The sequence below is a fragment of the Shimia biformata genome, assembly GCF_016888515.1.
Taxonomy (GTDB): Bacteria; Pseudomonadota; Alphaproteobacteria; order Rhodobacterales; family Rhodobacteraceae; genus Shimia_A; species Shimia_A biformata.
Window position 1 is genome coordinate 1,076,803 of sequence record NZ_JAFEJK010000001.1, and the last position, 13,123, is coordinate 1,089,925.

The 13,123-nt window shown below is 60.8% G+C and carries 12 protein-coding genes; 4 read left to right on the forward strand and 8 right to left on the reverse strand.

What is annotated here, in order from left to right:
* The 5 genes from JQ863_RS05285 to JQ863_RS05305 all read right to left on the reverse strand — a co-directional run bounded on the left by JQ863_RS05285 (position 1) and on the right by JQ863_RS05305 (position 5,420).
* Positions 1-1,734, reverse strand: a complete 1,734-nt coding sequence (locus JQ863_RS05285; RefSeq protein ID WP_204113264.1) for a KpsE/RkpR family capsule polysaccharide export protein — start codon at positions 1,732-1,734, stop codon at positions 1-3.
* Complete coding sequence (locus JQ863_RS05290; RefSeq protein ID WP_204113265.1) at positions 1,712-2,371, reverse strand: ABC transporter ATP-binding protein; 660 nt, start codon at positions 2,369-2,371, stop codon at positions 1,712-1,714. The genes JQ863_RS05285 and JQ863_RS05290 overlap by 23 nt, the downstream gene beginning before the upstream one ends.
* Positions 2,372-2,624: 253 nt before the next feature.
* Positions 2,625-3,872 carry a Na+/H+ antiporter NhaA gene (locus JQ863_RS05295; protein ID WP_204113266.1) on the reverse strand — a complete coding sequence of 416 codons (1,248 nt, stop codon included), beginning with the start codon at positions 3,870-3,872 and terminating at the stop codon, positions 2,625-2,627.
* A 179-nt stretch (positions 3,873-4,051) separates the two neighbouring features.
* Positions 4,052-5,083: a permease gene (locus JQ863_RS05300; RefSeq protein WP_204113267.1), complete on the reverse strand. Its 1,032-nt coding sequence runs from the start codon at positions 5,081-5,083 to the stop codon at positions 4,052-4,054.
* A complete protein-coding gene (locus tag JQ863_RS05305) occupies positions 5,076-5,420 on the reverse strand; it encodes an ArsR/SmtB family transcription factor (RefSeq protein WP_204113268.1) in 345 nt (114 codons plus the stop codon). Before JQ863_RS05305 ends, JQ863_RS05300 begins: the two co-directional genes overlap by 8 nt.
* Positions 5,421-5,529: 109 nt before the next feature.
* Between JQ863_RS05305 and JQ863_RS05310 the strand changes: the two genes are divergently transcribed.
* The gene (locus JQ863_RS05310) at positions 5,530-6,108 is read left to right on the forward strand and encodes a uracil-DNA glycosylase family protein (protein WP_204113269.1); all 579 of its coding nucleotides are present in this window, start codon (positions 5,530-5,532) and stop codon (positions 6,106-6,108) included.
* Positions 6,105-6,896, forward strand: a complete 792-nt coding sequence (locus JQ863_RS05315) for an SseB family protein (RefSeq protein WP_204113270.1) — start codon at positions 6,105-6,107, stop codon at positions 6,894-6,896. Before JQ863_RS05310 ends, JQ863_RS05315 begins: the two co-directional genes overlap by 4 nt.
* A gap of 51 nt (positions 6,897-6,947) precedes the next feature.
* Here JQ863_RS05315 and JQ863_RS05320 read toward each other — a convergent pair whose 3' ends face one another.
* Positions 6,948-9,455 (reverse strand): GcvT family protein, encoded by a 2,508-nt coding sequence (locus tag JQ863_RS05320; RefSeq protein ID WP_204113271.1) that lies wholly within the window; start codon positions 9,453-9,455, stop codon positions 6,948-6,950.
* A 245-nt stretch (positions 9,456-9,700) separates the two neighbouring features.
* Between JQ863_RS05320 and panC the strand changes: the two genes are divergently transcribed.
* Together panC and panB are read left to right on the forward strand one after the other, a co-directional pair.
* Positions 9,701-10,546 (forward strand): pantoate--beta-alanine ligase, encoded by an 846-nt coding sequence (panC, locus tag JQ863_RS05325; RefSeq protein ID WP_204113272.1) that lies wholly within the window; start codon positions 9,701-9,703, stop codon positions 10,544-10,546.
* Positions 10,543-11,352, forward strand: coding sequence for a 3-methyl-2-oxobutanoate hydroxymethyltransferase (panB, locus tag JQ863_RS05330; RefSeq protein ID WP_204113273.1), 810 nt, complete (start codon positions 10,543-10,545; stop codon positions 11,350-11,352). The genes panC and panB overlap by 4 nt, the downstream gene beginning before the upstream one ends.
* Positions 11,353-11,495: 143 nt before the next feature.
* Here panB and JQ863_RS05335 read toward each other — a convergent pair whose 3' ends face one another.
* Both JQ863_RS05335 and JQ863_RS05340 read right to left on the reverse strand, forming a co-directional pair.
* Entirely contained in the window at positions 11,496-12,563 is a 1,068-nt protein-coding gene (locus tag JQ863_RS05335) for a DUF1254 domain-containing protein (protein WP_204113274.1), read from the reverse strand.
* Between the two features lie 163 nt (positions 12,564-12,726).
* Positions 12,727-13,062, reverse strand: coding sequence for a carboxymuconolactone decarboxylase family protein (locus JQ863_RS05340; RefSeq protein ID WP_204113275.1), 336 nt, complete (start codon positions 13,060-13,062; stop codon positions 12,727-12,729).
* Between the last annotated feature and the right edge of the window lie 61 nt (positions 13,063-13,123).

Sequence of the window (13,123 nt, forward strand, 5' to 3'; positions counted from 1 at the left end):
TCAGGAGGATACCTGTTCTCTGAGAATGGAGGCCGTGAGCGAGATCATCAGGTAGATGCCTGAGAAGATCAGGAAGGCCAAGGCCGTGTTTTCGAACTTGCGCGGATAGCTCGGGTCCTCGGACGCAACGGGCTCAACGCTTGTGGTCAGATAGCGCACCTGGCGGTTGGCTTCCAGCTCTGTCTGTTTCAATGTCTGAAGCGCCGATTGCATCAGCAGGTCAGCCGTCGCGAGGTCAGCCTGCGCCATCTGGATTTGCGAAGTTTTCTCGGCCAGCGACGCTTCGCCCGCGACTTCTTCGGTCATCTTGCGTTCAAGCGTGTCAAGCAGGTTGCGCAGGCGGCGGATGTCGCCCTGAACACCTTCGACCCGCGCCTGGTTCGGACGCTGGTTGTCCAAGAGTGCCTGAAGCTGCAATTCCTTTTCCTGCAACTGCACCTGGATGTTGCTGATCTGCGTCCTGAGCGAGGCGATCAGCCCTTCGGGGTCAAGCACGGTGCCTTCCTGCAGCTTCACAAGCCGTTCCTGCGCGTCGCGGCGGTCGGCCTTGGCCTTTTCCAGGCTGGCCTCGGCATCCTTTAACTGATCCGACCGTTTGCGGCGTGACAGGTCATCAACACGTTCTTCGGCATAAGTGATCAGTGCCTTCGAGAAACTGGCGCTAACGGCAGGGTCGGCCGCCGAGACTTCCATTCGGATGACGCCTTCGGTCGGGTCATAGCCGATCTTCACGTATTTCTTGTAAATCTTGTAGGCCTGTTCATTCGACGGGTTCTCGTCCAGCCGCTGGATCGGGTCGATTGCGGGATTTGAGAAATGAGCCTTGAACCCTTCATCGGCATCAAGGCGCAGCATGGCGTCCTTGGATTGCAGGTAGGATTGCGTGGCGATCGAGTCCTGGTTGGTGGCAAACTGCGTGCCTGAAAGCAGCGATCCAAAGCCCGATCCCGCTGCCTGATCCGCCTGAAGGATCAGGAACTCGGACTTTGTGGAATACATCGGCGTCGCGACCGAATAGAAATACCAGCCCGCAAACAGGGTGGGCAGGAACACAAAGACCGACAACCGGGCCAGCAGCAGCGCCAGCTTGCGTCGGCGACGGCGACCGATGTCGCGCTGGATCTCACTAATCTCGCGGATTCGCCGTTCGATCGGCGAGGCCATTTCGGTTGATGGCAGCTGCTCTTTTTGCAGCGGCATGGTCTGCGGCAATTGCACGGCCCCGCCCGCGGGGGCAGCCGACTGACCGCCGGTATTGCCGATCAATTCCAGCATATTTGAACGCTGGAACGGGTCGATGCCCTGCTCCCGCAACAGCCGGATCGCATCATAATCAGAGGTCGCCGCGATCCCGTGTTTCTGCGCCACGCGGCGGGCCATGCGCAGCTGCCGTCCGGTCAGGCCCTCGCGCTTGATCGCGTCAATCTCCTGTTCCGGCGAAAGCTGACCGTTGGAAACCGGAGGCGCGGACGGGGTCGGCCGTGTTGCCGAAACCATTTGCGGGCGGGCGGCGTCCTGTGATGGTGCCTCCGTCGTGCTGGCTTGCGGGCGTGGCGGCGGCGTGTCGGTCGACGAGTCGACCGGGGTCGGGCGTGTCTGAGTGTTGGCGGTCGGTTGATCCGCAGGAACGGCCTGGCGTGCGGCATTGCCAACGGCGTCCGTCATGGTCGTGCCGACATCGCCCGGAACCGAGCGCCGGATGCGGAATTTCTTAGCTCTGGGTTTCGTAGTCATAGAGCTGCTTTGCCTCTTCCAGCGTGTCGAACATGTAAAGTTGCCCGTTCAGGAGAACCGCTGCGGATCTCGCGAACTTTTCAAGCACCTTGGGTTGGTGCGACACAATCACAATTGTTGTCGTTCTCAGGCGCTCTTTCAGAATGGCGCCTGCTTTCTTGTTGAATTCGACGTCAGTCGATGACGGCATCCCTTCGTCGATCAGGTAGATGTCGAAGTCCAGCGCCAGCATCAGCGCAAAGGTGAAGCGCGCGCGCATCCCCGACGAATAGGTGCCAAGCGGTTGGTCGAAATATTCGCCCAACCCGCAAAGCCAGCGGCAGAACGCCTCGACGTAATCGGGATCAAGACCATAGAGGCGGGCAATGTAGCGGCTGTTTTCGACGGCGGTATGCTTGTTCACAACGCCCCCCATGAAGCCCAGCGGAAATGAGATACGGCAACTGCGGCGAATCTCGCCCTCATCGGGTTTCTCAAGCCCAGCCATCATGTTGATCAGCGTCGTTTTGCCGGTTCCGTTCGGTGCCAGAATGCCCAGCGATGTGCCTAGTTCCACGCGGAAGGACACGCGGTCAAGGATCACCTTGCGCTGGCTGCCCGTCCAGAAGGACTTACTCACATTTTCGAACTCGAGCATCTCGGGCTCCGGTTCTGCTCTGCCTGCACCTCTAACGAGGTTTCATTAACGCTCTGTTGTCTGCCGGCTTGTCTTAATATGTCGGATTGACATGGTTCAAGACAACCGCGGTGGCGTTGTTTTGTTGATTATTCCCTCCAAATCTGGGCTTTTTTGTGAAATTGGCCGTGATTTGGCAACGCGACAAGGGGAAAAACAGCGCGGCCGTCCCGGTCAGGAGACGGCCGCCGATGCGTTTCAGGGCGTGCAGGGGTCAAAGCCTGTGCTTTTCGACCCGAAAGACCTTGCCCGCCACGATCGAGATGATAGCCGCGGCGAAGCTGAACAGCGCGCCCATCTTCGCGGCGTCCTGAACCGGGCCGGCATCAAAGGCAACCGAAGCGACGAAAAGCGAAACGGTGAAGCCAATCGCGGCGACGCAGCCGATAACCACGAGATCAATGATGCGCATGCCCTCTGGAATCCCCAGTCGCATTGGAACAGCGGCGATCCATCCGAAGATAAGAATGCCCACCGGCTTGCCGATGATGAGCCCTGCAAGAACCAGCCAGGTGGCGTCGCCCATGGACGAAAACTCGACCCCGGCATTCAGCAGGCCAAAGAAGAACAGGATGATCTCGACTGGGTGCTTCAACGCGTGTTCCATCACGTTCAACAGGTCATGCAGGTATTGTTCTGCTTCCGCGAAAATTCCAAACGCGCGGTCGGCATGAGGGATCGCCGGGACGATCGGCAACAGGCCAAGGGCCGGATGCAGACCCGACATCATGAAGCCATACCAGCTGATGCATCCCGCGATGATATAGGGCAGGCCGCCAAGTGACCTGCGCACCATGGTCGAGTTCGGACGAGCCTGGTTGCCGCGGTCCAGTCGGCGCGGCAGCCAGTTGAACAGCAGGTATACCGCGATCGCGGCCCCAAAGGACATCAGCAACCATTCCGGGGCCAAGTCACCCGAGGGATAGAAGATCGCCAGGATGATCAGACCCGCCGCGTCGTCGGCAATTGCCAGAAGCAACAGAAAGCGCACCGCCGGGTGCCCTGCGCCGAACACCAGGCGCCCTACCAGATACGAAAACGCAATGTCCGTTGCAGTCGGGATCGCCCAACCATTGGCCACCGCGTCATAAGTGTCCGACCCCATGAGCATCGCAAGGCCAAGGTAGACCGAAATCGGGCCAATCATACCGCCCGCCGTTGCAAACAGGGGGGTTGCGGCCTTCTTGCCGCGCAGCGAGCCGCTTTTCAGCGTCACGGCTTCCCAGACCTCTTTCGCGGCGATGGCAAAGAACAGCGCCATCAGGATGTCATTCACCAGATAGTGCAGTGTCAGGGTCCGGTGCCCATCGTGCAGATGACCGATTGGCGCGTGATCCCAGATCACGAATTCGACGAAATGATGATACCCGGACGGGTTGGTGTTTGCCCAGATCAGGGCGATGATGGCCCCCAGGATCAGCAGCAGTGAATAATTGGTCAGAAAATTCCATACGCGATACATCTAGGCTCCACCCTTCCCTTAGATGACGTTTTGCGTGGCACTAGCCCAAAAGCCTTCACGGGGCAACGGACGCAATGGCGCAGCTGCTTTTGGTTTTGGAGAATAGTCGGTTGATGTCGTGGCGCAAAAAGCAAACGCCGCCTCGAAAGGCGGCGTTCCATCCTGTCAGTCGTCCCGGCTCAGGCTACGATCTGCCACAACGTTCCGGCAATCAGCGACCCCACCAGCGCATAGCTGAGATAGGCGGCAAAAACGCGCGGTTTGACCAGTGCCCAGACCGCAATCGCGGCCGGGATGCAACTTACGCCCCCGGCCAGCATGAAGGACATCGCCGCACCGTTCGACATGCCCTGAGCCAAAAGCGCATCAACCAGTGGCACGGCGGCATAGCCGTTCAGATAGGCCGGTGCCCCAACCAGCGCGCCCAGCAGGATTGGCCGGAACCCGTCGCCGCCCAGAACCGAGGCGATCCAGTCGGCGGGAACGTAGTGGATCATCAGCGCCTCGATCACATAGGCCAGCGACAGCCATTTCAGCAGGAACAGCGCATTTTCCAGCGCAGCCGAGCGGAAGGTCTCGCGACGGTCCGCATCATGCCAGAAAGACCAGACGGGGGTCTCGGAATAGGGCGCCTTGGTGCCGCAGCCCTTGGGTTGGGGACGGGCACGCAGCGGGTCCTGAAAGACCGGGGTTGCGGCGAAAAGCCTGGTGGTGAACCCGCCCAGAAGCCCCAGTCCAACCGCTGACAGGGTCTTGGCAATGGCAAATTCAAAGCCAAGGGTGCCAGAGGTGATGGCGAACATCGCCGGGTCCATCAGCGGCGAGGCCAGCCAGAAGGCCATGACCGCGCTCAGTGGGGCGCCCACCGCCAGCATCGCCGCGATAAATGGGATCACTTCGCAGGAACAAAACGGAGAGATTCCGCCAAACAGCGCCGCCATGACGATCATGCGCGTCTCGCGCCCTTCGAAAGCCTTGGCGATCACGTTTTCTGCACCGGACGCTTTCAGATAGCCGATGGCCAGCACCGCAAACAGGATGAAGGGCGCGGTCTTGGCGATCGCGCTGACAGAGAAGCTGACGGTCGGCACCAGTTGCGGCAGGTCAAGCAGCGCAACAGCGGCAAGGGTTGCGGCGATGGTCAGCCAGACCCGGTCGATCCGGGCAACGGCTTTTGCGAACGGTGCAGGGGACTGGGTTGTGTCAGCCATGATCGTGATCCTTTGACGGGGTAGCGCAGTCGGCGCAGCATTGGCTCAACAGGTATTCGGAAAGTGCCCGGACCCGGTCATAGGCCACGGCCGCGCAGATGATTGACCGGCCTTGTCGGGTCTGCGTCACCAGCCCGGCCTGCGCGAGGATCTTCATGTGATGTGTCAGGGTCGACCCGGTCACGCCGCTACGCTGTCCCAATTCGCCAATGCTCAACCCTTCGGGTCCGGCCCGCACCAGCGTCTGCAATACGCCCAGGCGTTGCTCGGACCCCAGCGCGGCAAAGGTCGATGCGGCCAGGGCAAGGGAGTCGGGGGAGAGGTCACTCATTTTCATGATTCTAGAAGTATCGAAATAAGCGCGTCGGTCAAGTTTTATTTCGACAATATTCGAAATGTTTTTGGACTCACTTCCAATCTGGCCCGCTCCGACGCATCCTGAACGCATGTCCATCGCCGCCGACATTCGGGCCTGCACAGTTTGCGCCGACCGCTTCGCCGCCACCGCAACGGCACATGCGCCGCGTCCGGTGGTCTGGTTCCGACCCGGAGCGCGAATCCTGATCGCGGGACAGGCGCCGGGCGCGCGGGTCCATGACAGCGGGCGTCCCTTCACCGATCCTTCGGGAGACCGCCTTCGGGAGTGGTTGGGGATGGATGCAGACCGCTTTTATGATCGTGACCAAGTCGCAATTCTGCCGATGGCCTTCTGTTTTCCTGGGTATGACGCGAAGGGCAGTGATCTGCCGCCGCCGTCGATCTGTGCCCGCACTTGGCGAGCATCCGTCCTGAAGGCGCTGGGAGCGGTTCGGCTGACAGTTCTTGTCGGGCGGTACGCCCAAAAATGGCACCTTGGCACCGCAAGTGTCACCGACACCGTGCGTGCATGGCGCGACCATGCGCCCGGTGTCTTCCCCTTGCCTCATCCGTCGTGGCGCAATACGGCATGGCTGAGGAAAAATCCGTGGTTTGAGGCTGATCTGCTGCCGGAACTGCGGGAAGCCGTGAAAGAGGCGCTGAGATGACCGACCTGACCCCGCTGGACGCCGCCCATGCCGCAATGGAAGCCGCCCCCGAAGATGACACCGCGCGCCTGCGGTTCTTTGAGCGGCTCGCGGATGCCGAACTGTTCATGCTGCTTGAGAAAGAGGCGGACGGCGATCGCATTTCGCCCGAGACGTTTGAGGTCGGCGATGCGTCCTTCGTGCTGGTCTTTGACACCGAGGCGCGGCTGGCGGATTTTGTCGGCCGCACCGCGCCCTATGCCGCCCTGTCTGGGCGGATTGTGGCGCGTATGCTGGCCGGGCAGGGGCTGGGCCTTGGGGTGAACCTTGAAACCGGCCCGTCCGCGATGCTGTTGCCACCGGAGGCGCTTGCTTGGCTTGACGAAACGCTGGGCAACGCGCCGAATCAGATCGAAAGCCGGGTATCGGAAATCCACAGCCCGGCCAACCTGCCCGAAACCCTGTTGCGAGGGCTCGACACAAAGCTTGCCAGTGCCGCGGGGCTGGCGCCATCGGCGTTTCTGGTCGGCGTGACCTATGACAGCGGCGCCAAGGGCCACCTTTTGGGATTTGTCGACGCGGTCGAAGGGGCCGAAAGCGCGCTGGCCAAGGCGATGTCCGAGGCGCTGACGTTTTCCGGTATCGAGGCGGGTGCGCTGGATGTCGGCTTTTTCAAGTCCAGCGATCCCTTCGCCGCACAGATGGCACGCCATGGCTTGCGGTTCGATCTGCCCGAGCCGCCGAAGGTGCAGGAGTATCAGCCAGTCATGCCCGGCAGCGACCCGGACGCCCCCCCCAAGCTGAAATGAAAAAGGCCCTCGCGAGGCGAGGGCCGTGGGTATTTGGGACCAGAAAAAGCGTTATCCGTCCTTGCGGATGGTTTCGTTCTTCGGGTCATAGGGGCTGTCGCAGGTCACGGTGGCATCCCACAATTGATCCAGCATCTTGACCTTCAACTTCTGGCCTTCGATGGCAAGGTCGGGCCGGACATAGCCCATGCCGATCGACTTGTTGAAGGCGACCGAGAAGCCCCCCGACGTCAGCCGCCCGACGCGGGTGCCGTCCTCGGTATAGAGCGCCTCGCGGCCCCAGGGATCGGCATCCTCCGGCCCGTCGATCAGCAGGGTCACGCATTTGCTGCGGATGCCGGTGTCAAGCATCGCCTTCTTGCCGTGAAAATCCTTCTCAAGGTCAATGAAACGCGGCAAATCGGCTTCTTGCGGGGTGGCATCGCGGCCCAACTCGGTGCCGAAGGCGCGATAGGATTTCTCTTGCCGAAGCCAGTTCTGCGCCCGCGCCCCAACCAGTTTCATTCCGTGTTTCTCGCCAGCTTTCTCTAGCAGATCGAACAGATAGTTCTGCATTTCGATGGGGTGGTGCAATTCCCAGCCCAATTCGCCGGTATAGGCAACGCGGATCGCGCGGACCGGGCACATGCCGAGTTCGATGTCGCGGGCTGAAAGCCAGGGGAAACGCTTGTTCGAAAGCGCGGTGGCGGGGTCGGCATCGACGATCACCTCTTTCAGCACATCGCGGGATTTCGGTCCGGCGATGGCGAAGACGCCCCATTGCGTGGTGACGTCCTGGATCTCGATGTATCCAAACTCTTCCATTTTGTCGGCGGCGGCTTTGCGCAGGAAGTCGGCGTCGTATTCCGTCCATGCGCCAGCCGAGACAAGGTAATAGTCATCCTCGCCGCGCCGCACGATGGTGTATTCGGTGCGTGTCGTGCCGGCGGATGTCAGCGCATAGGTCAGGTTGATGCGGCCAACACGGGGCAGCTTGTTGCAGGTGAACCAGTCAAGGAATGCGGTCGCGCCGGGGCTTTTGACCACGTGCTTGGTGAAGGCGGTGGCGTCGATCAGGCCAACGCCGCTGCGGATCGCCTTGGCCTCGTCCACAGCATATTGCCACCACGCGCCGCGCCGGAATGATCGGCTGTCATGGTCGAAACTCTCGGGCGCATTGAGTGGACCAAAGTAGTTTGGGCGTTCCCAGCCGTTCACAAACCCGAACTGCGCCCCACGCGCCTTCTGGCGGTCATAGGCTGGCGCCGTGCGCAGGGGACGGCAGGCTTCGCGTTCTTCGTCCGGGTGGTGCAGGATGTAGACGTGGTTATAGCATTCCTCGTTCTTGCGCGCGGCGAACTCGGTGGTCATCCAGTTTTGGCTATAGCGTTTGGGGTCAAGGCTGGCCATGTCGATCTCGGCCTCGCCATCAACCATCATCTGGGCAAGGTAATAGCCCGTGCCACCCGCTGCCGTGATCCCGAACGAAAACCCTTCGGCCAGCCACATGTTGCGCAGCCCCGGCGCGGGGCCGACCAGCGGGTTGCCGTCGGGCGTGTAACAGATCGGACCGTTGAAATCATCCTTGAGGCCACTGTCGGCGCAAGAGGGCACGCGCTCGGTCATGGCCATGTATTGCTCGGCAATCCGGTCCAGATCGAGCGGGAACAGGTCGGCGCGGAAACTGTCAGGCACGCCATGTTCAAAGCGAGCGGGGGCGCCGACTTCGTAAATGCCAAGGATCCACCCGCCGCGTTCCTCGCGGGCATAGGACTGACGGTCAGCATCGCGCACGACGGGATGTTCCGGGTTGCCTGCGGCGCGCCATTTCACCAGTTCAGGATCCTGATCCATGACGATGAACGTGTGTTCAACCGGGATCGCGGGCATCTTGATGCCCAGCATCCTGGCGGTGCGCTGGGCGTGGTTGCCGCTGGCGGTCACAACATGTTCGGCGGTGATGACGACCTGTTCGTCGCTTTCGACAAGGTTGCCGCCCTTTTCGATCATCTTGGTACAGGTCACTTCCCAATGCGTGCCAGTCCAGTGGAAGGCGTCGGCCTGCATCTTGCGGACGATCTCAACGCCACGCTGGCGTGCGCCCTTGGCCATCGCCATGGTCACGTCGGCGGGGTTAATATAGCCGTCCTCGGTGTGATAAATCGCGCCCTTCAGGTCGCCGGTCTCAATCAGCGGCCAGCGTTCCTTGATCTGGTCGGGGGTCAGCCATTCGTATTTGACGCCACAGGTCTCGGCGGTCGAGGCATAGAGCATGTATTCGTCCATGCGCTCTTGCGTCTGTGCCATGCGCAGGTTGCCCACCACTGCAAAGCCCGCGTTCAGCCCGGTTTCCGCTTCCAGGGTCTTGTAGAAATCGACCGAGTACTTGTGGATATGGGTTGTTGCATAAGACATGTTGAACAAGGGCAGCAACCCGGCGGCGTGCCAGGTCGAGCCGGACGTCAACTCGTCCCGTTCGATCAGCATCACATCCTCCCAGCCCGCCTTGGCAAGGTGATAGGCGATGGATGTGCCGACCGCGCCGCCGCCGACCACCAGTGCTTTGACCTGCGTTTTCATATCCCTGACCACTCCGTTGGATTCTTCGCTGGCATCATATCAACGATTCCGATGCTGTCTCGGCGGGTTCAGCCGACCCGTTATGTCGCAAAACCGACAAGCCGACCTGTCGGTGGGGCATTCGGTGGGTAACATCGCTGCGTCGTGACGCTGCGTCGCGGCATTTTTCTTGCCGCGCCGCCGAAAAATTTGCTATCAGCGGCGCCAATCCAATGTTTGGACCTATCCTTGGGGGATGCGCGAACATGCTGATTTGTCGAACGGTTGCGGAATGCCGCGCGGCTGTGGCCGGGTTCCGTCAGGCGGGGGACACCGTCGGGCTGGTGCCAACCATGGGCTATCTTCACGACGGGCATCTATCGTTGGTGGCGGCCGCAAAAGCGCGGACCGACCGCGTCGTTGTAACGATCTTCGTCAACCCGACCCAATTCGGCGAGGCGGCTGACCTTGACGCCTATCCCCGCGACGAGGCGCGCGATATCGCGCTGCTGCAAGCGGCGGGCGTCGATCTGGTGCTGATCCCCGAGGTGGCAGAGGTCTATCCGCAAGGCGACGAGACCATTGTCGAAACCACCCGCCTGGCCAACATGTTGCATGGCAAGGTGCGCCCGGGCCATTTCCGGGGCGTCACGACCGTTGTCGCCCGCCTGTTCAACTTTGTCGGACCGGATATCGCCTGTTTCGGGGAAAAGGACTATCAGCAGCTTCAGGTCATTCGGAAGATGACCCGCGACCTGGCCTTTCCGATCGAGATCGTCGGCTGCCCCACGGTGCGAGAGGCTGACGGGCTTGCCATGTCATCGCGCAATGTCCGCCTGACGCCGGAAGACCGCGCGGCGGCGGTGGTGCTGAACAAGGCGCTGACCCTTGCCGAGGACGCGACCCGCGCCGGAACCACGGTCGAGGCGCTGCGCGACCTGATCGCAGGTACAATCGCCGCCGAACCCCGCGCGACGTTGCGTGGGCTGGATGTCGTGCATGCCGGCGATCTGGCCGAGGTCTCGGGCCCGGTCACAGAAACCACCGCGATCATGTTGTCGGTCGAGTTCGGCGGCATCCTGTTGATTGACCAGAGGGAGGTCACCCCATGAGCAAGCAGACCCAGATTCGCCGCACCACTGTGCCACAGATCGCGGCGCGCAAAGGCGGCGAGCCGATCGTATCGCTGACGTCCTATCACGCCCATACCGCCGCAATTGTCGACAAATACGCGGATTTCATTTTGGTCGGCGATAGCCTTGGCATGGTCATGCACGGCATGGACTCGACCGTCGGCGTGTCGCTTGACCTGATGATCGTGCACGGCCGCGCCGTGGTGCGAGGCACCGAGAAGGCGCTGGTTGTGGTAGACATGCCCTTTGGCTCTTACGAAGAAAGCCCCGCCGTTGCCTTCCGCAATGCCGCCCGGATTATGAAGGAAACCGGATGCGGCGCGGTCAAGCTGGAAGGTGGCGCGCGCATGGCCGAAACCATCCGTTTCCTGACGGAACGCGGCATTCCGGTCATGGCCCATATCGGTCTGACCCCGCAATCGAGCCACGTGATGGGCGGCTTCAAGACTCAAGGCAGAGATGAAGAAACCTGGGCCCTGCACGAAGCGGATGCCGCCGCAGTGACTGAGGCGGGCGCCTTTGCCGTGGTGCTGGAAGGCATGGTCGAACCGCTGGCTGCGCGCATCACCGGCCAGATTGCCATTCCGACAATCGGGATTGGCGCCTCGGCAAAATGCGACGGGCAAATCCTTGTGCTGGAAGACATGCTGGGGCTGAACGAATGGACCCCGAAATTCGTCAAGACCTATGGCAATCTTGGCCCGGCCATTGAACAGGCCGTGTCGGATTACGCCGAAGAGGTGAAATCCCGCACCTTCCCCGGCGAAGATCACGTGTACCGCTGAACGCTCCCGCCGGGTTTGCGCTCAGGCAAGCTGAGGGCAGACCCGTTGGGCAAGGCCGCGCTGACGCGCGGCCGCCTCCGGCAGAGGTATTTGCGGCAAGAGGAAGATCAGGCCCCGCATTTTCATGTCCCGTCGGCCGGGCATCAGTTTGCAGAAACTGCTTCCGGGAAGCGCCAGTTTCCATCCAGGATTTCCGGGCCGGGTTGATAGAGGCGGACAGTGTAGTTCCAGCCCTCCATGATCGGCAGGCAATTGACGCGGTTATCTTCGCAGCCGCCAAGATGCACCACCATCGAACCGTCGTCGTTGCGGGCTCCTGTGACAGAGTTCACGTTATAGGCGTTGCGGCTGTTTGGCTCAAAGAAGCCTTGGGCATTATAAAGGCTGACAGACCAGAAGGCCCCGACGGGGACATCTGCGGGAATGTCGATCTGGTATTCACCCACAGGCAGGTTCGGGACCACGTTCAGGTAAAAAGCTTCCGTTTCGGGCAATCCCCCCCAGCCAAATGCCGCGCCCAGGAAATGCCGGATCGGATCGACCTCGTCCGGCATCCCAAAGGTGCGCGAGCTGTCCGGGATATGATCGGCCAAGGCCTTTGCCGCTGCCAGGACTGCATCAAACGAATCCTCGTCGTAATTCGGCATGATGAAGGGGCGGGAAGACCCTGCATCAATCTTGATTTGGTCCTGCAACTCATGCACCGTTGAAATGTCATCGGGGTCCGCAGCGTCGACCAGAGTGCGGATGATCATCACCACGTATGGCGTCGCGAAGGTTTCCTGCGACAGCGGGTAAGTGCCGCCGCCGGAGAAGACGTCCATGTAGTGGTCCTGGTTGACAATATGCGCCGAAATGTAGCGGTCGCCAGTTTCCGGCAGGGTCACCGATGCGCCTTCGCTGATATCTATGATCGCCATCGAATACAGCGTGTCGCGGTTCATCCGTACAGTTGGCTGTTGGTCCACGCGGGTCGGTTCGCGCAGATGGAACAGCTTGTTAACTCCGCCGCTAAAGGCAAGGTACTTGCCAATCTCCATATTTGTTGCGGCCCGGACGAAATTGTCGATATCCACTTTGACTTCGCGGCTTTCGAAAATGCCCCGCAGATGTCCGGTTTCCTGTTGTGCCATAGCTGGCGCGGCGGAAATGGTGACACCGAGCGCCCCGATTAATGTGGCCTGTAATCCGATGAGCGGCTTGAAATGCATGGTGTTCTCCTGTGAAGTCGATAAAACAATATGTCAGCCATGGGCCGATCCGGGGCGGCGAGACTGTCGGGGCACAGGATATAAATGGTTTTGATCTGGCGCAAATACCCGCTCCGGCACGCCCCCCGCGCAGGGGGACGACCGCATATCACGGTATCGCACGTCAGGCGCAGAGTTCGTCGAAACACTCCAGCGCCTTGGCTGCATACATCATCGACGGTCCGCCGCCCATCTGGATGGTCATGGCAAGAACGTCGCCGACCTCTTCCCGGCTGGCACCGGCCTTTTTCAGCGCCTCGCAATGCAAAACGATGCAGGCGTCGCAGCGCATGGCGACGGCGATGCCCAGTGCTATGAATTCCTTGGTCTTGAAGTCCAGCACGCCGCCTTCCTTCACGGCCTTCCCGAGCCCTCCAAAGGCGCGGGTTGCGTCCGGGATGGCCTTGTTCAGTCCGCGAAGTTGCGTGCGGGTGTCGTCGAGTTTCTGGGTCCAGCTCATTTTCGAGTTCCTATGTTCGAAGTGGTTTTCCAACTTCATATAGGATGTCCTGCATGTGAAA

Bases quoted from the DNA above. Each gene is read 5' to 3' on its own strand.
- JQ863_RS05285 (WP_204113264.1), bottom strand. From the start codon at position 1,734: ATGACTACGAAACCCAGAGCTAAGAAATTCCGCATCCGGCGCTCGGTT.
- JQ863_RS05290 (WP_204113265.1), bottom strand. From the start codon at position 2,371: ATGCTCGAGTTCGAAAATGTGAGTAAGTCCTTCTGGACGGGCAGCCAG.
- JQ863_RS05295 (WP_204113266.1), bottom strand. From the start codon at position 3,872: ATGTATCGCGTATGGAATTTTCTGACCAATTATTCACTGCTGCTGATC.
- JQ863_RS05300 (WP_204113267.1), bottom strand. From the start codon at position 5,083: ATGGCTGACACAACCCAGTCCCCTGCACCGTTCGCAAAAGCCGTTGCC.
- JQ863_RS05305 (WP_204113268.1), bottom strand. From the start codon at position 5,420: ATGAAAATGAGTGACCTCTCCCCCGACTCCCTTGCCCTGGCCGCATCG.
- JQ863_RS05310 (WP_204113269.1), top strand. From the start codon at position 5,530: ATGTCCATCGCCGCCGACATTCGGGCCTGCACAGTTTGCGCCGACCGC.
- JQ863_RS05315 (WP_204113270.1), top strand. From the start codon at position 6,105: ATGACCGACCTGACCCCGCTGGACGCCGCCCATGCCGCAATGGAAGCC.
- JQ863_RS05320 (WP_204113271.1), bottom strand. From the start codon at position 9,455: ATGAAAACGCAGGTCAAAGCACTGGTGGTCGGCGGCGGCGCGGTCGGC.
- panC (WP_204113272.1), top strand. From the start codon at position 9,701: ATGCTGATTTGTCGAACGGTTGCGGAATGCCGCGCGGCTGTGGCCGGG.
- panB (WP_204113273.1), top strand. From the start codon at position 10,543: ATGAGCAAGCAGACCCAGATTCGCCGCACCACTGTGCCACAGATCGCG.
- JQ863_RS05335 (WP_204113274.1), bottom strand. From the start codon at position 12,563: ATGCATTTCAAGCCGCTCATCGGATTACAGGCCACATTAATCGGGGCG.
- JQ863_RS05340 (WP_204113275.1), bottom strand. From the start codon at position 13,062: ATGAGCTGGACCCAGAAACTCGACGACACCCGCACGCAACTTCGCGGA.